16 protein-coding genes are annotated in these 18,692 nt (G+C 63.0%); 14 read left to right on the top strand and 2 right to left on the bottom strand.

What is annotated here, in order from left to right; translation table 11 throughout:
* Window positions 1-112: 112 nt before the first annotated feature.
* Complete coding sequence (locus HS961_RS15835) at window positions 113-673, bottom strand: phasin family protein (protein WP_182323620.1); 561 nt, start codon at window positions 671-673, stop codon at window positions 113-115.
* Between the two features lie 391 nt (window positions 674-1,064).
* Here HS961_RS15835 and HS961_RS15830 point away from each other — a divergent pair, with 391 nt between their 5' ends.
* The 13 genes from HS961_RS15830 to HS961_RS15770 all read left to right on the top strand — a co-directional run bounded on the left by HS961_RS15830 (window position 1,065) and on the right by HS961_RS15770 (window position 15,607).
* A complete protein-coding gene (locus tag HS961_RS15830) occupies window positions 1,065-1,520 on the top strand; it encodes an acyl-CoA thioesterase (RefSeq protein WP_238347626.1) in 456 nt (151 codons plus the stop codon).
* A 161-nt stretch (window positions 1,521-1,681) separates the two neighbouring features.
* Window positions 1,682-2,935, top strand: a complete 1,254-nt coding sequence (gene pncB, locus HS961_RS15825) for a nicotinate phosphoribosyltransferase (RefSeq protein ID WP_182323617.1) — start codon at window positions 1,682-1,684, stop codon at window positions 2,933-2,935.
* A 128-nt stretch (window positions 2,936-3,063) separates the two neighbouring features.
* Window positions 3,064-4,506, top strand: a complete 1,443-nt coding sequence (locus HS961_RS15820) for a sodium:proton antiporter (RefSeq protein WP_182328288.1) — start codon at window positions 3,064-3,066, stop codon at window positions 4,504-4,506.
* 19 nt (window positions 4,507-4,525) lie between these two features.
* Complete coding sequence (locus HS961_RS15815; RefSeq protein WP_412101600.1) at window positions 4,526-5,521, top strand: 2-hydroxyacid dehydrogenase; 996 nt, start codon at window positions 4,526-4,528, stop codon at window positions 5,519-5,521.
* Window positions 5,522-5,609: 88 nt separating this feature from the next.
* Window positions 5,610-7,184, top strand: a complete 1,575-nt coding sequence (gene rmuC, locus HS961_RS15810; RefSeq protein WP_182323615.1) for a DNA recombination protein RmuC — start codon at window positions 5,610-5,612, stop codon at window positions 7,182-7,184.
* A 53-nt stretch (window positions 7,185-7,237) separates the two neighbouring features.
* Complete coding sequence (locus tag HS961_RS15805; RefSeq protein ID WP_182323612.1) at window positions 7,238-8,488, top strand: MFS transporter; 1,251 nt, start codon at window positions 7,238-7,240, stop codon at window positions 8,486-8,488.
* 104 nt (window positions 8,489-8,592) lie between these two features.
* A complete protein-coding gene (locus HS961_RS15800) occupies window positions 8,593-8,946 on the top strand; it encodes a single-stranded DNA-binding protein (RefSeq protein WP_182323609.1) in 354 nt (117 codons plus the stop codon).
* Window positions 8,947-8,988: 42 nt separating this feature from the next.
* A complete protein-coding gene (tmk, locus tag HS961_RS15795) occupies window positions 8,989-9,693 on the top strand; it encodes a dTMP kinase (RefSeq protein ID WP_182323606.1) in 705 nt (234 codons plus the stop codon).
* 1 nt (window position 9,694) lies between these two features.
* A complete protein-coding gene (locus tag HS961_RS15790; RefSeq protein WP_182323604.1) occupies window positions 9,695-10,738 on the top strand; it encodes a DNA polymerase III subunit delta' in 1,044 nt (347 codons plus the stop codon).
* Window positions 10,739-10,835: 97 nt separating this feature from the next.
* A complete protein-coding gene (locus HS961_RS15785) occupies window positions 10,836-11,210 on the top strand; it encodes a PilZ domain-containing protein (protein WP_182323601.1) in 375 nt (124 codons plus the stop codon).
* A gap of 155 nt (window positions 11,211-11,365) precedes the next feature.
* Window positions 11,366-12,172 carry a TatD family hydrolase gene (locus tag HS961_RS15780; protein WP_182323598.1) on the top strand — a complete coding sequence of 269 codons (807 nt, stop codon included), beginning with the start codon at window positions 11,366-11,368 and terminating at the stop codon, window positions 12,170-12,172.
* The gene (locus HS961_RS15775) at window positions 12,169-12,981 is read left to right on the top strand and encodes an ankyrin repeat domain-containing protein (RefSeq protein WP_182323595.1); all 813 of its coding nucleotides are present in this window, start codon (window positions 12,169-12,171) and stop codon (window positions 12,979-12,981) included. Before HS961_RS15780 ends, HS961_RS15775 begins: the two co-directional genes overlap by 4 nt.
* Before the next feature lie 121 nt (window positions 12,982-13,102).
* A complete protein-coding gene (locus HS961_RS15770; protein WP_182323592.1) occupies window positions 13,103-15,607 on the top strand; it encodes a heavy metal translocating P-type ATPase in 2,505 nt (834 codons plus the stop codon).
* 227 nt (window positions 15,608-15,834) lie between these two features.
* Here HS961_RS15770 and fabI read toward each other — a convergent pair whose 3' ends face one another.
* Complete coding sequence (gene fabI / locus HS961_RS15765) at window positions 15,835-16,635, bottom strand: enoyl-ACP reductase FabI (protein WP_182323589.1); 801 nt, start codon at window positions 16,633-16,635, stop codon at window positions 15,835-15,837.
* A 121-nt stretch (window positions 16,636-16,756) separates the two neighbouring features.
* Between fabI and HS961_RS15760 the strand changes: the two genes are divergently transcribed.
* Entirely contained in the window at window positions 16,757-18,595 is a 1,839-nt protein-coding gene (locus HS961_RS15760; protein ID WP_182323587.1) for an extracellular solute-binding protein, read from the top strand.
* Window positions 18,596-18,692: the final 97 nt, after the last annotated feature.

The following is an 18,692-nucleotide window of genomic DNA, read 5'->3' as shown; positions in this document are numbered from 1 at the left end:
CAATGCAATATCTGTATTCTAGGGTTAACCCTTGGCTTTGTCCAGAGGCGGGGCACAAATTTGACCAAACTGTAGGTCTTGCGCCACAAACGGCCCTTGGTCAACAACCAGATTAACGGCGCTTGGCGGTAGCAGCAGCGCTGACCGTGCCAGCGGCATTGACTGCGTTGTTGGTGATGGTGTTGAAGTTGGTTTCAGCCACTTCACCAGCTTGCTTGACGGCCTTTTGCACGGAGTCGTAGGCGTTGTTGGCGGCAGCAACAGCGGTCTTCATCACGGCCACAGCGCTTTCGGAGCCTGCAGGTGCGTTCTTGCTGGCGGTGTCCACAAATTCGTTGAACTTGGACTGGGCTTCCACGGCCTTGTTTTCGAAAGCCTTGCTGAATTCCAGGCTGGTCGAAGCAGCGATTTCGTACAGGTGGCGGCTGTAAGCAGCGGTTTTTTCAGCCATGGGCTGCAGCAGGCTGCTTTGCACGCTCATCAGGTCTTGGGCGTTCTTGGCGTCCAGCACGGCCGAGGTGTTGGTCGATACGTCGGACAGTGCAGCGCGGGTAGCGGCCACATTCAGTTCCACCAGCTTTTCCACGCCTTCGAAAGCCTTGTGGGTGAGGCCCATCAGGGTTTCCAGATTAGCTTTGTGTGCAGCCAGGATTTGGTCAGGGGTCAATGCCATGTTCATACTCCGTCTCGAAAGAAGTTGTGAAGGTACAAGTCCAGGCACAGTCTGTGCGCTGGGGGTTTGTGCATTGCTTTAAATTGCTGCACTGCACAATGACTCTATTGTTGGGCATCTGCGTGCCTTTTGCAAGCCCTTTTTGTGCAGTGCAGCAAAAAAGTTTTCTGATTTGATTTCAATCATTTACCAATTGTTTAATTCGTTGATAGGGTAACGAATTGGCAACCGAATTGTACTGAAACCAGCCTGCTTTGAATTTGTAATCGCTGCATGTGTCAGCACGATGGCAGCCCGGCTTAATGGCTGTCTCCAACGCTGCATGGTGGCCGTGACGCCAGGGGGCGTCACTTCTACAATCCCTGCGAACTTTGTGACCAGGATGGCCAAGATGTCTTCTCAGCAGCAAAACGAGCGGCCCCAGCCGCAACCGCGCGACGCGTATGCGCAGTTTGTGCGCGTCACCACGCGCTGGGCCGATAACGATGCCTACGGGCATGTCAACAACGTGGTTTATTACAGCTGGTTCGATACCGCCGTCAACCGCCTGCTGATCGAGAAGGGCGTACTCGATATAGAAGCGAGCACCAGCATTGGCCTGGTGGTGGAGACGCAGTGCCACTATTTTGCGCCGGTGTCGTACCCGCAAGATGTGGATGTGGGCGTGCGCGTGGCGCACTTGGGCAAGAGCAGTGTGCGCTACGAATTGGCCATCTTTGTCGCGGGCGAGCCGCTAAGCGCCGCATGCGGGCATTTTGTCCATGTGTATGTCGATCGCGGCAGCCGTCGCCCAGTGGCGCTGTCTGCTGCCACCCGCGAGGCTTTGGAGACCTTGCAGTTGGCTTAGGCCGTTGGCAGTGCGGCCACAGGGCAGCGGCCAATCGCCTACACTGGCCGCTGTTGCGACCTTATGAAAAAGGCGCTGGGTTGGAAATATGAGACATGGCGTCTGCAGCGGCAGCCGGTTGGTTGCAGCGGGTGTGGGCGCGCAACCCTGTGCTGCCAAACATGATTATCCAAAGTCTGCTGGACACCGACCTGTACAAGTTCACCATGATGCAGGTCGTGCTGCACCAGTTTCCGGGGGCCCAGGTGGAATACAAGTTCCGCTGCCGCAACCCGGGGGTGCAATTGGCCCCTTATGTGGATGAGATCCGCGCAGAGATCCAACACCTCTGCAGCCTGCGGTTTGCCGATGACGAATTGGCCTATCTGCAATCGCTGCGTTTTATCAAGAGCGATTTCATCGATTTTCTGCGGCTCTACCAGCTCAAGGAAAAGTACATCACCGTCACGCCTCTGCCCGGTGGCGAGATCGACATCAGCATCGCAGGCCCCTGGTTGCATACCGTGCTGTTCGAGATTCCGGTGCTGGCCATCGTCAATGAGGTCTACTTTCGCAACACCCAGCCTGAGCCAGATTGGGCCGAGGGCCGCAGGCGCCTGGCGGGCAAGATCGAAGCCATGCGCGGGCCCGGGCTGGAGGCGCTGAAGATCGCCGACTACGGTACACGCCGGCGCTTTAGCCACCGCTGGCAGCGCGAGGTGCTGGGCAGCCTCGTGGGCGGGCTGGGCGTGGCCACGCATCCTGCGATGCCGGGCGAGCGCCGAGGCCAATTGGCCGGCACCAGCAATACCCTGTTTGCCAAACAGCTGGGCCTCACCCCGCTGGGCACCATGGCGCATGAATACCTGCAGGCCTGCCAGGCGCTGGGCCCGCGTTTGCGGGAGAGCCAGATCTACGGCTTTGACATGTGGGCCAAGGAGTACCGGGGTGATCTGGGTATTGCGCTGTCCGATGTCTATGGCATGGATGCTTTTTTGCGCGACTTCGACCTCTACTTCTGCAAGCTCTTTGATGGCGCGCGCCACGACAGCGGCGATCCTTTCAGCTGGGGCGAGCGCTTGATCGCCCACTACAAGCTGCACAAGGTCGATCCCTTGACCAAGATTTTGATCTTCAGCGACGCGCTCACCATTCCGCGCACGATTGCGCTTTTCGAGCGCTTCCAGGGCCGTTGCCAGCTCGCCTTTGGCGTGGGTACGAACCTCACCAACGACCTGGGCTATGAGCCGCTGCAGATCGTCATCAAGATGACGCGCTGCAATGGCCAGCCGGTGGCCAAGATATCGGACACGCCGGGCAAGGGCATGTGCGATGACGAGAAGTACCTGGCCTACCTGCGCCAAGTCTTTAACCTGGCCCCAAGCCAACATGTGCCACCCCAGGGCGTGGCACCCGCGCCCGCACGTGCGGGTTAATCGGGAGAGAGCTGTCGCTGCGGGAGGCGCGTTGCCCCTGGGCGGCTGACTAAAATCACCGGGCTGCTTAGGCCCCGATATCTGGTGGGTGGCCAAGCATGCACAAGTACAAACACAAGGAGCAGGCAATGGCGCAGTTGGGGCAGCGATATGTAGGCGGGGATCGACGCTGGGGCAGGGCAGCGGCAGCGGCTTTGCTGGCCACCCCGGGTTGGGCCAGTGCAGCAACGCTCAATGGCGCCGATTTGTCGCTGCTCTGGGGTGTGCCTTTTGCTGGCATCTTGCTGTCGATTGCGCTGATGCCGCTGTTTTTGCCCAGCTTCTGGCACCATCATTTTGGCAAGGTGGCGGCTTTTTGGGCGCTGGCATTTTTGCTGCCGTTTGCGGCGGTGTTTGGCCCGAGTCTGGCAGTTGGTAGCCTGGCCCATGCGCTGGTGGCCGAATACATTCCGTTTGTGATTTTGCTCACCGCCTTGTTCACCGTCTCGGGCGGCATCTACATTCGCGGCAATTTGCATGGTGCGCCCGGATTGAACACGGCCATTTTGGCCATCGGTGCGGTGCTGGCCAGCTTCATGGGCACCACTGGCGCCTCGATGCTGCTGATCCGCCCGCTGATCCGCGCCAATGATGGGCGCAGAAGCTGCGCACACGTCGTCGTGTTCTTTATCTTCATCGTCTCCAATGCCGGTGGGTCGCTCACGCCGCTGGGCGATCCGCCGCTGTTCCTGGGTTTTTTGAAGGGCGTGGATTTCTTTTGGACGGTGCGCCATATCTTTGCCGAGACCTTCTTCCTGGTCGCGTCGCTGCTGCTGATCTTTTATGTGCTGGACCGCTATATGCTGCGCTTTGATGCGCAAAAGCCCCGCACGGATCCCACGCCCGATACCCATGGCTTGGGCTTTGAGGGCAAGATCAATTTTGTGCTGCTGGGCGCGGTGATTGCGCTGGTGCTGATGAGCGGGTTCTGGAAGTCCGATATCCAATGGGATGTTGCCGGTGTGGTGGTGACTCTGCCATCCCTGCTGCGGGACCTGGGGCTGATCGGGGTGGCACTGCTGTCCTTCAAGCTCACGCCAGCCTCAGCGCACGCGGCCAACCAGTTTGACTGGGGCCCCATGCAGGAAGTGGCCAAGCTGTTCGCCGGCATTTTCCTGACCATCATCCCCGTCATCGCCATGCTGCAGGCCGGCATCAATGGGCCGTTTGGTGCCGTGGTGCGTGCCGTCACCCGGCCCGATGGCACGCCGGACCCGGCGATGTACTTCTGGGCGACAGGCCTGCTCAGCAGCTTTTTGGACAATGCGCCCACCTACCTGGTGTTCTTCAACACCGCCGGGGCCGATCCCCAGGTGCTGATGACCTCGATGGGCACGACCTTGGCGGCGATATCTGCCGGTGCGGTCTTCATGGGCGCCAACACCTATATCGGCAATGCCCCCAATATGATGGTCAAGGCCATTGCTGAGAGCCGTGGGGTGCGCATGCCCAGCTTCTTTGGCTATATGGCCTGGTCGTGCTCCATCCTGGTGCCGCTGTTTATCGTGATGACTTTTATCTGGTTCCGCTGAACCGCCGAGGAAACTGCTGATGTCCCGCCCGAAAATTCTGATCGCCCGCGCCATTTCTCCCGAAGTGGTCACTGTGCTCGAACAACATTTCGATGTCCGCTCCAACCAGGACGATATCGCCTGGTCGCCCGCCGAGCTGGCCGAGCGCCTGCAAGGCATGGATGGCGTGCTGACCACCGGCTCACAGCGCATCGATGCGGCCTTGCTGGCCGCCTGCCCGCAGCTGCAGATCTGCGCCAACATGGCGGTGGGCTACAACAACTTTGACGTGGCGGCGATGACGGCAGCTGGCGTACAGGGCACGAATGCGCCCGATGTGCTGACCGAGACCACGGCCGATTTTGGCTTTGCGCTGTTGATGGCCACTGCCCGCCGCATTACCGAGAGCGAGCATTTCTTGCGCGCCGGTCAGTGGAAGGATTGGCGCTATGACCTGTTTGCCGGCGCCGAGGTGCATGGCAGCACCCTGGGCATTCTGGGCATGGGCCGCATCGGCCAGGCCATTGCCCGGCGCGGCGCCCATGGCTTTGGCATGCAGGTCATCTACCACAACCGCTCGCGTCTCAGCCCCGAGCTGGAGGCCGATTGCAAGGCCCGCTATGTCAGCAAGCAAGAGCTGCTCAGCACCGCCGACCACCTGGTGCTGGTGCTGCCTTACACCCCCGAAGCCCACCACACGATCGGCGCGGCCGAGATCGCCAGCATGAAGCCGACTGCCACGCTGATCAATATCGCGCGCGGCGGCATTGTCGATGATGTGGCGCTGGCCAAGGCCTTGGCGAACAAAACCATTGCTGCCGCTGGCCTGGATGTGTTTGAGGGCGAGCCTGCCGTGCACCCGGATCTGCTGGCACTGTCCAACGTGGTGTTGACGCCGCATATCGCCAGCTCCACGATGGGCACGCGCCGGGCCATGGCCCAGCTGGCGGCCGACAACCTGATGGCCTACCTGGGCGGCAAGCCGCCAGTCACGCCGGTCAATACGCCGGCGCAAAGCCGCCGCAACGCAGGCTGAACCAAAATATTTCAATAAACATAGCTGTTTGTGCCCACCAGGCGGGCGCAAGCAGCTATTATTTTTGCAGTCTTCTCAACAACGGGGAATGGTTGTGAATCTGGATCTGGATCCGTCGCTGCTCCATTTGGTGCTGCTGGCCTTGCTGCTGCTGGCGGCCTTGGCCAACTTGCTGATCTTGTGGCTGCGCCGGCCCAAGGTGGACCTGGGCGAGGCCTGGGCGCAGCAGCAAGAGCGCCAGGCCCGCGACCAGCAGCAAACAGTACAGGCGCTGGCGCGCAGCGAAGGAGCGCTTAGCCATTTGTCCCAACACGTCAGCCTGCAGCTGCGCGAGCTGAACCAGGGCAGCCAGGATGTGATGGGCGAGTTCCGCGAATCGCTGGAAGCGCGCATGTCGCAAAGCCTGGCCGAATCCCGCCTGGGCCGCCAGGAGCTGACCCAGGCACTGGCCGGGTTCGAGACCCAGCTGGCCCAGCGCCTGGCCCACCTCGATGCTGCCGTGAACCAGCGCCTGTCGGTGCTCGATACCTCGCTCACCCAGCGCGTTGATGCGCTCACCCGCGCCAACCACCACAGCCTGACCACGCTCAAGACCGATGTGCAGTCGCACCTGACGGGCATGCAAGATGGGGTAGGGCGCCAGCTCGCCCAGCTGCTGCAGGCCAACCAGCAGCAGGCCGAGCAGTTGCGCGGCACGCTCAATGAGCGCCTCGCCAGCATCCAGAGCGACAACGCCAGCAAGCTCGAAGAGATGCGCAAGACGGTGGATGAAAAGCTGCATGCCACCCTGGAGCAGCGCCTGGGTGAATCCTTCAAGCTGGTCAGCGACCGGCTGGAGCAGGTACACAAGGGCCTGGGCGAGATGCAGACCCTGGCCGGCAGCGTGGGCGATCTCAAGCGCGTGATGACCAATGTCAAATCGCGCGGCACCTGGGGCGAGCTGCAGCTGGGCATGATCATCGACAACGTGCTGACGGCACAGCAGTACGCCAAGAATGTCAAGACCGTGCCGGGCAGCGATGAGATGGTGGAGTTCGCCATCCGCCTGCCGGGCCACAGCGAGGACAAGCCGGTGTGGCTGCCGATTGACTCCAAGTACCCCGTCGAGCACTACCAGCGGCTGATGGATGCGCAGGAAAGCATGGACAAGGCGGCCATCCAGTCGGCGAGCACCAGCTTTGAAAACTCCATCCGCCTGGAGGCCAAAAAGATCCACAGCAAGTATGTGTCGCCCCCCAATACCACGGATTTTGCGGTGCTCTATCTGCCCACCGAGGGCCTGTTTGCCGAGGTGATGCGCCGGCCGGGCCTGGTCGAGGCGGTGCAAAACGACTGCCGGGTGATGGTGTCCGGCCCTGCCAATTTGGCGGCGATGCTTAACAGCTTGCAGATGGGTTTCAAGACCCTGGCCATCGAAAAGCGCAGTTCCGAGGTCTGGGCCGTGCTGGGCCAGGTCAAGACCGAGTTCAACAAGTTTGGCGAGGTGGTGGAGGCCACGCGCAAGTCGCTGGACCAGGCGGCCAAGAAGTTTGAGCAGGTCGATGTGCGCACGCGGGCCATCAAAAAACGGCTCTCGCATGTGCATGAGACACCGACCGCCGGCGAGATAGGGGCCATTAGCACGGACCCGGACGAAGGCGACAGCCTTACCCCTATTTCTTAGAGGACAATGCAGGCCAAGCAAGTGCCAAGTGAACAAGGCACTGAAGGAAACGCGTGAATCGCGAGTTGATGCGGCTGATCATCGGCCAGTTTTTTGTCCATACCTGTATGACAGGCACGCGCTTGGCGGCTCCGCTGCTGGCCTTGCGCGATGGCTACACCCCCGGCGCCGTGGGGTTCTTGCTCAGCCTTTTTGCGCTGACCCAGGTATTTTTGGCGCTACCGGCGGGCCGCTATGCCGACCGGCATGGCTTTATGAAGCCAATGCTGGCGGCGATTGCGCTGGCCTTTGCCGGCACCGCCATTGGCGTTGCCTTTCCCCGTTTTGAAGTGCTGTGCCTGTCCGCCTTGCTGACGGGCGCGGGCTGCGGCATCTCCATCATCGCGCTGCAGCGCCATGCCGGCCGCGTCGCGCATGAGGCCAGTGAGCTGCGCCAGATTTTCAGCTGGCTATCGCTGGGCCCGGCGATTGCCAATTTTCTGGGGCCCATGGTCACGGGGCTGATCATCGACCACTCCACCGGCCAGGCGGGCAACAACCTGTCCTACCGCATCGCGTTCGCGGTGCTGGCGCTGTTCTCGGTCGTCGCCTGGTGGTGCGTGCGCAGCGCCGAGGAAATAGCACCGGCACCGGCCAAGACCGATGGCCAGCCGCACCATGCCTGGGATTTGCTGCGCGAGCAGTCCTTCCGCCGTCTGCTGATCGTCAACTGGCTGGTCGCATCCTGCTGGGATGTACACACCTTTGTCGTGCCCTTGCTCGGCCATGACCGGGGGCTGTCGGCCTCCGAGATTGGCGCCGTGCTGGGCGTGTTTGCACTGGCTGCCTTTGTTATCCGCGTGCTGCTGCCTGCCATTTCGCGCCACCTGCGTGAGATGACCGTGGTGATGGCCGCCATGGTGCTGACCGCCGCCATCTTTGCCATTTACCCGCTGATGCCCAATGCCTGGGCCATGGCTTTTTGCTCTGCGTTGCTGGGCATTGGCCTGGGCAGCGTGCAGCCGATGGCCATGAGCATGCTGCACCAGATCACCCCCGAGGAGCGCCATGGCGAGGCCGTGGGTCTGCGGCTGATGCTGATCAATGGCTCCAGCGTCTGCATGCCGCTGATGTTTGGCGCTGCCGGGGCTGCCATCGGGGTGGGTGGTGTCTTCTGGGTGATGGGTGCCTTGATCGGTGCGGGGTCGCGCATGGCCTGGACGCTGGGCAAAACGCCCTTGCCCAACTTCAGGACGCTTGACGGCGTTCCGGTGGTGCCTGTAACTAACGCCGATCCGCCAGACAAGCCGACTCGCCATCCTTGATGTGCAGCCATTGGGCCTGCCATGGAACTGCCTCCGGTCTGTTTTCTGCTGCGCATAGCCAGTTCTAGCAGCTAAACTGCAGGGCTTCAATGGGGGATCAAAGCATGATGGATGGATTGGTATCCGGGCGCATACTGGGCCAGCCGGTGGAGCGCATCAGTAAAACCGGCAAGCCGTATGCGCTGGCCAAGGTGCGTGCCAATGCCGGCGCGGGCGATGGCGAGATGCTGATCGTCAATGTCATTGCGTTTGACGATGCGCCGGTTGCTGCGCTGCTGGGCCTGGGCGATGCCGACAGCATCTGCCTGTCGGGCAGCCTGACCCCCAAGGTCTGGGTGGACCGCGAAGGGGTGACCCGGCCGAGTGTGGATATGGTCGCCCACCAGGTGTTGACGGCTTATGCGGTGGCGCGCAAACGCGGTGTGGCCGGCGATGCGGACTTTGACCCAGCCGCCTGAAGCGGCCCGAGGGGCTGGCGGGCACGTACAATCTTGCGCAGCATGACTCCATCCTCTCCCGCCTCTGTTGCCGCGTCACCTCCTGCCTCGCGCGGTCTGTTCATCAGCTTTGAAGGCATTGACGGCGCCGGTAAATCCTCGCACATCCAAGGCCTGCACGATGCCTTTGTGGCCGCTGGCCGCCAGGTGGTGAGCACGCGCGAGCCGGGCGGCACGCCGCTGGCCGAAAAGCTGCGCGCGCTGTTTTTGCAAGAGCCCATGGATGCGCTGACCGAGGCCTTGCTGGTGTTTGCCGGCCGGCGCGACCACCTGCAGCAGGTGATTGAGCCCGCACTGGCGCGCGGCGATGTGGTGCTGTGCGACCGTTTTACCGATGCCACCTTTGCCTACCAGGGCGCCGGGCGCGGTTTTGACCTGCAGGTGCTGTCGGTACTGGAGCACATGGTGCAGGCCCGGCCCGAACTGGGCCAAGGCGTGCTGCGCCAGCCTGACCTGACCATCTGGTTTGACCTGCCCACCGAGGTGGCGGCAGAGCGCCTGGCCGGTGCCCGTGCGCCCGACCGTTTTGAGGCCGAACCCCAACAATTTTTTGCCCGGGTGGCTGCCGGCTATGCCGAGCGGGCACTGGCGCAACCCGAGCGTTTTGCGCGCATTGACTCGCACCAGCCCAAGCCGGCGGTCTGGCAGGCGGTGCGCGAGGCGGTTGAAGCCCAAGGCTGGCTGAGCGCCAGCCAGGTAGAGGGCTGAGATGGCCACCGCCAAGAACAGCGCAGCGGCCGAGCCCGTATCCGCAGCACCGGCCCCGGCAGCGCCCTGGATTGACCGACAGCGCGAGCAACTGCTGGCCCAGCGTGGCCATGCCTGGCTGCTGCAAGGCCCCTCGGGCCTGGGCCAGTTCTCGTTGGCCATGGGCCTGGTGCGGGCCTGGCTTTGCGATGCGCCCACGCCCCAGGGCGCCTGTGGCCACTGCGCCAGCTGCCATGCGATTGATGTGCATGCCCACACGGACCTGTGTGTGCTGATGCCCGAGACGGAGATGCTGGCCTTGGGCTGGCCCTTGCCGGAAAAAGCCCAGGCCGACATTGACGACAAGAAGCGCAAGCCCAGCCAGGAGATCCGGGTGGATGCGATGCGCGATGCGGTGGAGTTCACGCAGCGCACTTCGGGCCGGGGCAAGGGCAAGGCGGTGCTGGTGTTCCCCGCTGAGAAGATGAATGCCATCACGGCCAACGCGCTGCTCAAAACCTTGGAAGAGCCGCCGGGTGATGCGCGCTTTGTGCTGGCGACCGAGGCCGCACACCAGCTGCTGCCCACCATCCGCAGCCGCTGCCTGGCCCATACCATGCAGTGGCCCGATGCTGCATCGGCCCGCAACTGGCTGGTGGCGCAAGCAGTGCCCGAGGACCAGGTAGACGCCCTGCTGCAGGCAGCGGGCGGCCGCCCCGATGACGCGCTGGCGCAGATGCAGGCGGGCCGCTCGCCCCAGGTCTGGAAAAAACTGCCCAAGGATTTGGCCAATGGCCAGCCCGGCGCTCTGGCCAGCCTGTCGGCGCCCGAGGTGGTCGATGCCTTGCAAAAGCTCTGCCATGACCTGCTGATGCTGCGTGTGGGGGCTGCACCACGGTTTTTTGAGGCAGCGGATTTGCCGCCACCGCCAGCGTTGGCGGTATTGGCACGCTGGAGCAAGGCCTTGACGCAGTCGCTGCGCACGGCATCCCACCCCTTCAACCAGGGGCTCATGCTCGAAGCCCTGGTGGCCCAAGCGGCCAGCGTGTTGCAATCGCGCCGCTGATGGCAACGCGGCCTGCGCTGTAACAAGCCGGCCAGCGCAGCGATGTTTGCGTCCGCACAGGGCGAGAGGTCGCAAAATTTGGTTATCCTTGCAGTCTATGAACAGTCCCACTCCCACACCGGGCACGGCCGGCGCGCGCCCCAGCGTTCTGCAACTGGCTATCAAGGAAAAGGCAGCGCTGTATGCCGCCTACATCCCCTTGTTCAAAGAAGGCGGCATTTTTGTGCCCACGCCCAAGGACTATGCGCTGGGCGATGATGTCTACCTGCTGCTGACCCTGCCGCAAGATCCGCAGCGCTACCCGATCGCCGGCAAGGTGGGCTGGGTAACACCAGCCGGCGCCAGCGGCAACCGCACCCAGGGCATTGGCGTGCGTTTTCCCAAAGACCCGAAGACCGACGAACTGCGTTACAAGATTGAACAGATCTTGGGCACGGCCTTGCAGGCAGACCGCGCCACCCAGACCATCTGATCGCTGGGATTGATCCTGTCTCACCCGGATTTGCTGGCCGGGCTGACAGGGTTTTACGGTGCCAGAGACCGGCATGGCAGCCGGAGCGCGGACAATGGCAGCAGTTCTTTGTATTTGGACTGCGGCGGTTTGCGCGCCTGCAGCTTTGACGACCGATGTTCACTGATTCCCACTGCCACCTAAATTTCCCCGAGCTTGCCCAGGACTTGCCCGCCATCCGCGCCAAGATGGACGAGGCCCAGGTAACCCGCGCGCTGTGCATCAGCTGCACGATGGAAGAGTTCCCCGATGTGCACGCGCTGGCGATGCGCTACGACAATTTTTGGTGCAGCGTGGGCGTACACCCCGACACCGAAGGGCTGACCGAGCCCAGCGCGCAGGACTTGGTGGCGCGCGCTGCGCTGCCCCGGGTGGTGGCGATTGGCGAGACCGGCCTGGACTATTACGGCATGGAAGACCGCAAGGGCGGCCGCACGATTGCCGATCTGGAATGGCAGCGTGAGCGCTTTCGCACCCATATCCGCGCCGCCCAGCAGGTGCGCAAACCGCTGGTGATCCATACCCGCAGCGCCTCGGACGACACCTTGCGCCTGCTGCGCGAAGAGGGCGAGACCGGTGGCACGAACGCCGCAGGCGGTGTGTTCCACTGCTTTACCGAGAGCATGGACGTCGCCCGCGCCGCGCTGGACCTGGGCTTTTACATCTCGTTCTCCGGCATCATCACCTTCAAAAAGGCCCAGGATCTGCGCGACGTGGCCGCCTTTGTGCCGGAAGACCGCTTGTTGATCGAGACCGACAGCCCCTATCTGGCGCCGGTCCCTTTTCGGGGCAAGACCAATATCCCCGCCTATGTGCCGCATGTGGCCGCGCAGATTGCTGCCGTGCGCGCCACCAGCGTGGAGGCGGTGGCCGAAGCCACCAACCGCAATTTCGACCGACTTTTCAGCGGAGTGCTGTCATGAAGCTGCTTGCCAAGCCTGGTTCTTTGTTTCCGCTTCGCGCCGCCTGTGCAGCGGCCCTGTGGCTGGCTTGCGCCGCCGCGCAGGCCGGCTCGTATGACGATTTCTTCACCCGCATCATCCGTGACGATGCCAAGGGCATCGAGGCGTTGGTGCAACGCGGTTTTGACCCCAACACGGTCAGTGAAAAGGGCGAGACGGGCCTAACCCAGGCTTTCAAGCTCGATTCCTACCGCGCCGCAAAGGGCATGATTGCGCTGCCGTCCACCAATGTGAACCTGGCCAATGCCAAGGGCGAGACGCCGCTGATGATGGCCGCCATCAAGGGCCAGGTCGATCTGGCCAAGGCCTTGATTGCCCGCGATGCCGATGTGAACCGCGAGGGCTGGACACCGCTGCACTATGCGGTATCGGCCCCGAGCGAAGACGGCTCGGACCTGCAGATGGTTGCTTTGCTGCTGGAGCACCATGCCTATATCGATGCCGCGTCGCCCAACGGCACTACGCCTTTGATGATGGCCGCCCAGTACGGCACGCGCAGCGCCGTGCAGCTACTGATCAAAGAGGGCGCTGACCCCAAGCTGAAGAACCAGCAAGGCCTGACGGCCAGCGACTTTGCCACCCGTGCCGACCGCTCGGAAGTGGTGAGCTGGCTGGTGCAAGCCGGGGCAGCACCTGCGGGTTCTGGGTCTGCCGGGGCAACTGCTGCAGCCAAGGGCGGCAGCAGCCCCAAAGCCCAGCCGGGTGTTTATGTGCCGCAAACCCCCGCCTTCCCGCAAGAGGGCCGGCGCAAGATTCAGAGCAACTGGTAAGGCGGCTGGCGGGGCCGGCTGCGTTGCCCTGCCTTGCATTTGCAGCCGCTGGCGGCAGGGGCTTGACCTTCACACCATGGCAATGTCTACATTAGCTGCCATGGATAGAAAGACCGCCGCCATGACATCTCCCACCACCCCATCCGCCACTCCGCTGCTACAGCTGCCCATCGAGGGTATGACCTGCGCCTCCTGCGTGGGCCGTGTTGAGCGCGCCCTGCAGGCCGTCCCCGGCGTGCAAAGCGCGCATGTGAATTTGGCCACCGAGCAGGCCAGTCTGATTTTGGGCGATCAGGCCCCCGCCGCCCAGGTGCTGGAGCAGGCGGTGGCCGCTGTCAACAAAGCCGGCTACCAGGTGCCCACCCAGGCGCTGGAGCTGGAAGTGGAGGGCATGACCTGCGCCTCCTGCGTGGGCCGGGTCGAGCGCGCATTGAGGGCCGTCCCCGGCGTGCAGACGGCCGCGGTCAACCTGGCGACAGAACGCGCCACCGTGCAACTGACGGCTGGGGTGAATGCAGAGCAGTTGATGGCGGCCATAGCCAAGGCCGGCTATACCGCCCACCCCTTGCGCCAGGCAGCGGAGGCCAGCGATGCCGCCGATGCACATGATGCCCAAAGCCAGCGCCAGCAGCAGGCGCAAAAAACCTTGCTGCGCGATCTACTGCTGGCGGCCGTGCTGGCTGCGCCCGTGTTTGTGCTGGAGATGGGCGGCCATATGCTGCCGGGCTTCCACCACTGGGTGGGCCAATGGCTGCCCCAGCAGAGCAATTGGCTGCTGCAGTGGGTGCTGACCAGCCTGGTGCTGGCCGGGCCGGGCCGGCGCTTTTACCGCCTGGGGCTGCCTGCGCTCTTGCGTGCGGCGCCGGATATGAACTCGCTCGTCGCAGTGGGCACCTTGTCGGCCTATCTGTACTCGCTGGTGGCGACCTTTGCGCCGGCCGTTTTGCCTGCGGGCACGGTGCATGTCTATTTCGAGGCGGCGGCCGTCATCGTGGTGCTGATTCTGCTGGGCCGCTGGATGGAGGCGCGCGCCAAGGGCAATACCTCGGCGGCGATCCAACGCCTGGTGCAGCTGCAAGCCAAAACCGCCTGGGTGCTGCGCGATGGCGCCTGGCAGTCGCTGGCCATTGATGCGGTGCAGCCCGGCGATGCCGTGCAGGTGCGCCCGGGCGAGCGCATTCCGGTCGATGGCCGGGTAAGGGATGGCGAGAGCTATGTCGATGAATCGATGATCAGCGGCGAGCCGGTGCCGGTACACAAGACCAGCGGTGCCCAGGTAGTGGGCGGCACCATCAACCAAAAGGGCGCGTTGACGCTGGAAGCTACTGAGGTGGGCGGCAACACCGTGCTGGCGCAGATCATCCGCATGGTCGAGCAGGCCCAGGGCGGCAAGCTGCCGATCCAGGCGGTGGTCGACAAGGTGACCATGTGGTTTGTGCCTGCGGTGATGGCCGCTGCCGTGCTGACCTTTGTGCTCTGGCTGCTGCTGGGCCCATCGCCCGCGCTGAGCCTGGCCCTCGTGAATGCGGTGGCCGTGCTGATCATTGCCTGCCCTTGTGCGATGGGGCTGGCCACGCCGACGTCCATCATGGTGGCCACGGGCCGTGCGGCGCAGTTGGGTGTGCTGTTCCGCAAAGGCGAGGCGCTGCAGTTGCTCAAGGATGCGAAGGTGGTGGCCGTCGATAAAACCGGCACCTTGACCGAAGGCCGTCCTGCGCTGACCGACCTGGTGCTGGCCTCTGGCTTTGAGCGCGCCGCCGTGCTGGCGGCGGTGGCAGCCGTCGAGCGCCAGTCCGAGCACCCGATTGCCCAGGCCATTGTGCAGGCTGCCCAGGCCGAAGCCCTGCAGATACCGCCGCTGTCCGGCTTTGAATCGGTGACCGGTTTTGGCGTGCGTGCCCAAGTGGGGAGTACGCGGGTGGAGGTGGGCGCGGACCGCATGATGGCGCAGCTGGGTGCCGATGTCTCGGTGTTCGCGGACGATGCCGCCCGCCTGGGCGCCGAAGGCAAGACGCCGCTGTATGCCGCCATCGATGGCCATCTGGCAGCGATGATTGCCGTGGCCGACCCGATCAAGCCCACGACCCGTGCAGCGATTGACAGCCTGCATGCGATGGGCTTGAAGGTGGCGATGATCACCGGCGACAACCGCCGCACCGGCGAGGCGATTGCCCAACAACTGGGCATTGACGAGGTGGTGGCCGAGGTGCTGCCCGATGGCAAGGTCGAGGCTGTCAAGCGGCTGCGGGCGGCCCATGGCGCTCTTGCCTATGTAGGCGATGGCATCAATGACGCACCCGCACTGGCCGAGGCCGATGTTGGCATTGCCGTGGGCTCGGGCACCGATATCGCCATCGAGTCAGCCGATGTGGTGCTGATGGGCGGCGACTTGCGCGGGGTCGTGACTGCCATCGTGCTGTCGCGCACGGCGATGCGCAATATCCACCAAAACCTGTTCTGGGCCTTTGCCTACAACGTGGCGTTGATTCCGGTGGCTGCAGGCTTGCTGTACCCGATCAATGGCACCTTGCTGTCGCCGGTGTTTGCGGCGGGGGCGATGGCGCTGTCGAGCGTGTTTGTGCTTGCGAATGCATTGCGGCTCAAGCGCTTCCGTACAGGGTTATGAACCGGCTCCCTTCCATCTTTTGCGCCGAGACCGCAAGACCTGGATGATGAGTGGATGCTAGCCCGCGGTTGCCTGAAGCAGGGCAATGTGCAAGTTTTGCACTTTGGTCGGCTCAACAACTCCGTTAGCTTGAGGGCACCAGCGTGAGACAAAATGCAACCGCGCCATTGAATGCAAAAAGCCCCGCAGGCACCAAGCCTGCGGGGCTCTTGTTCAAGCGGAAAGGCTCAAACCTGGTCTGCCGACAGGCCTGCCGTCTGGCTAAAGCCACCGTCCACATAGGTGATCTCGGCGGTCACGCCCGAGGCCAGATCGCTCAGCAGGAAGGCGGCGACATTGCCCACGTCTTCGATGGTCACATTGCGGCGCAGCGGGGATGCATCGGCCACGCGGCCGAGCAGCTTGCCAAAGTCCTTGATGCCCGAAGCAGCCAAGGTTTTGATGGGCCCGGCGGAGATGCCGTTGGCGCGGATCGCGCGGCCGTCTTCGGTGCGGCCCACGGCTTCAGCCAGGTAGCGCACGGAGGCTTCGAGCGATGCCTTGGCCAGACCCATGGTGTTGTAGTTGGGGATGGAGCGCAGGGCGCCCAGGTAGGACAGGGTCAGCAGGGACGACTTGTCATTCAGGTAGGGCATGGCAGCCTTGGCCAGCGCTGGAAAGCTGTAGGCGCTGATGTCATGCGCAATGCGGAAACCTTCGCGCGACAGGCCGTCGAGGAAGTTGCCGGCAATCGCCTCGCGCGGTGCAAAGCCGATGGAATGCACAAAACCATCGAACTTGCCCCAGGTGGCGGCCAGGTCGGCAAACATTTTTTCGATCTGGGCATCATCGGCCACATCGCAATCAAATATCAGCTTGGAGTCAAACTCGGCGGCGAAGTCGCTGGTGCGGTCCTTGAAGCGTTCACCAACGTAGCTGAAAGCCAGCTCGGCGCCTTGCTGGTGGCAGGCCTTGGCAATGCCATAAGCGATAGAGCGGTTGGACAGCACGCCCGTGATCAGCAGTTTCTTGCCGGTCAGAAAACCCATTGTTCTTCTCCTGATAAGTTCCAGGCCATGAGGAATGGCCAAAAAAGAGGTGGGCACCGGCGCAGAGCGTTTCTCGGGGGTAAACGCTTGCACAGGTGGCCAGCTAGGGCAGAATTGTCGCATGCGATTCTGCCTTCCGCTGATTTTGTGTGCTGCTGCGGCAGCACCCGCCTGGGCCAACCATGCCTATGCCCTGTGGGGCGAGCCGCGCTATGCCGCGGATTTCAAGCATTTTGCCTATGCCAACCCCGATGCGCCCAAAGGCGGTGAGCTGCGCCTGGTGAGTGCGCTGCGCTACTCCACCTTTGACAAGTACAACCCGTTCACGATTAAGGGCTCGCCCCCGGCCTACCTGGCCGAGATGCTGTTTGACAGCCTGCTGATCGCCAGCTTGGATGAGACCACCGCCGGCTACGGGCTGCTGGCCGAAGATATCGATGTGGCCGCCGATGGCATGTCGGTGACATTCAAAATCCGGCAGGCGGCGCGCTTTCACAACGGCAAGCCAGTGCAGGCCCAGGATGTGAAGCACAGCTATGAGGCGCTGATCAGCCAGTACGCCAGCCCCGGCTACAAGACCTTGCTGGCTGATGTGGAGGGCTGCGATGTGGTCGATGCGCGCACGGTGCGTTTTCGCTTCAAAAAGCCCAACCGCGATCTGCCGCTGACGGTGGGCAGCTTGCCGGTGTTCAGCCGCGATTGGGGCCTGGGTGCGGACGGCAAGCCCAAGCCTTTTGACCAGGTGGTGACCGATACGCCCATTGGCAGCGGCCCCTACAAGATTGGCCCGGTCAATTTTGGCCGCGACATCACCTATGTGCGCGACCCCAGCTACTGGGGCAAGGACCTGCCGGTGCGCGTGGGCAGTGCCAATTTTGAAAAAATCACCATCAAGATCTACAAGGACAACACCGCCAAGCTGGAAGCGCTGAAGGCCGGTGAGTTTGATGTGATGCGCTTTTTCAGCGCCGGGGACTGGGCGCGGCGCCTGTATGGCAAGCGTTTTGACCGGGGCGAGCTGCGCAAGGGGGATTTTGCCAACAAGTTGCCGTCCGGCTTTCAGAGCTATTTTTTAAACCTGCGCCGGCCGGTGCTGCAGGATGTGCGGGTGCGCGAAGCGCTGGGCCTGGCCTTTGACTATGAGTGGATGCAGCGCCAGCTGTTCTACGGCGCCTACGAGCGGGTGCATGGCCTGTTTGGCAACACCGTTTGCGAAACGCATGGCAGCCCCAGCGATGCCGAGCTGGCGCTCCTCAAGCCGTTTGAGAAAGACCTGCCCGCCGGCACCTTGGGGCCCCTGCAAGACCCACCGCGTACCGACCAGGGCAGCAGCCTGCGCGACAACCTGCGCAAGGCGCAGGCGCTGCTGGCCGATGCAGGCTGGAAGGTCGATGCTAGCGGCGTGCTGCGCAACCCCAAGGGCGAGGCGCTGGAGCTGGAGTTCCTCGACAGCAACGAAGGCGGCATACGCACCGTGTCCACCTGGATGCGCAACCTGGAAAAGCTGGGCATCAAGCTCAAACTGCGGGTGGCCGACTACGCGCTCTACCAGCAGCGGGTCGACAAGTTTGACTTTGACCTGATCTCGATCAATGTGCCGGGCACCAATATCCCGGGCCAGGAATACGCCGAGCTGTTTGGCAGCGCGGCGGCTGACCAGGATGGCTCGGGCAATTTTGTCGGCCTCAAAAGCCCTGCGGTCGATGCCATGATCGCTCAGATGGCCAGCGCCAAGAGCGAGCAAGAGCTGCTGCCCGCCTGCCATGCGCTGGAGCGCATCATTGTGGCGGGCCACTACCTGATCCCGCAGTGGTATGCCGCCAGCCACCGCGTGGTGTATGACGCCTGGCGCCTGGTGGAGCCACCGCAGGTGCCCGCCTATGTGACCGGCGAGACCTGGCTGATGTACTACTGGTGGGCGCGCATGCCGCCGCTCACTGCGGACACGGCCAAGCCATGACCCACCCGGAAGCAGGGCCCAGCCGTTATATGATCCCTCTCACCGCCAAAGCGCGCCAGCCGCGCTGCCCAGGCGTTTTTTGCCACAGTGCCACGGC

Source organism: Comamonas piscis (genome assembly GCF_014109725.1).
Taxonomy (GTDB): domain Bacteria; phylum Pseudomonadota; class Gammaproteobacteria; order Burkholderiales; family Burkholderiaceae_C; genus Comamonas; species Comamonas piscis.
The sequence above is the reverse complement of the archived record's forward strand: the minus strand, read 5'-3'. Positions and strand labels throughout refer to the sequence as shown.

Excerpts from the sequence above, each read along its gene's own strand:
- HS961_RS15775 (WP_182323595.1), top strand. The coding sequence starts at position 12,169 with ATGAAGCTGCTTGCCAAGCCTGGTTCTTTGTTTCCGCTTCGCGCCGCC.
- tmk (WP_182323606.1), top strand. The coding sequence starts at position 8,989 with ATGACTCCATCCTCTCCCGCCTCTGTTGCCGCGTCACCTCCTGCCTCG.
- rmuC (WP_182323615.1), top strand. The coding sequence starts at position 5,610 with ATGGTTGTGAATCTGGATCTGGATCCGTCGCTGCTCCATTTGGTGCTG.
- HS961_RS15830 (WP_238347626.1), top strand. The coding sequence starts at position 1,065 with ATGTCTTCTCAGCAGCAAAACGAGCGGCCCCAGCCGCAACCGCGCGAC.
- HS961_RS15820 (WP_182328288.1), top strand. The coding sequence starts at position 3,064 with ATGGCGCAGTTGGGGCAGCGATATGTAGGCGGGGATCGACGCTGGGGC.
- HS961_RS15780 (WP_182323598.1), top strand. The coding sequence starts at position 11,366 with ATGTTCACTGATTCCCACTGCCACCTAAATTTCCCCGAGCTTGCCCAG.
- HS961_RS15835 (WP_182323620.1), bottom strand. The coding sequence starts at position 673 with ATGGCATTGACCCCTGACCAAATCCTGGCTGCACACAAAGCTAATCTG.
- HS961_RS15790 (WP_182323604.1), top strand. The coding sequence starts at position 9,695 with ATGGCCACCGCCAAGAACAGCGCAGCGGCCGAGCCCGTATCCGCAGCA.
- HS961_RS15760 (WP_182323587.1), top strand. The coding sequence starts at position 16,757 with ATGCGATTCTGCCTTCCGCTGATTTTGTGTGCTGCTGCGGCAGCACCC.
- HS961_RS15785 (WP_182323601.1), top strand. The coding sequence starts at position 10,836 with ATGAACAGTCCCACTCCCACACCGGGCACGGCCGGCGCGCGCCCCAGC.
- HS961_RS15815 (WP_412101600.1), top strand. The coding sequence starts at position 4,526 with ATGTCCCGCCCGAAAATTCTGATCGCCCGCGCCATTTCTCCCGAAGTG.
- fabI (WP_182323589.1), bottom strand. The coding sequence starts at position 16,635 with ATGGGTTTTCTGACCGGCAAGAAACTGCTGATCACGGGCGTGCTGTCC.
- HS961_RS15770 (WP_182323592.1), top strand. The coding sequence starts at position 13,103 with ATGACATCTCCCACCACCCCATCCGCCACTCCGCTGCTACAGCTGCCC.
- HS961_RS15800 (WP_182323609.1), top strand. The coding sequence starts at position 8,593 with ATGATGGATGGATTGGTATCCGGGCGCATACTGGGCCAGCCGGTGGAG.
- pncB (WP_182323617.1), top strand. The coding sequence starts at position 1,682 with ATGATTATCCAAAGTCTGCTGGACACCGACCTGTACAAGTTCACCATG.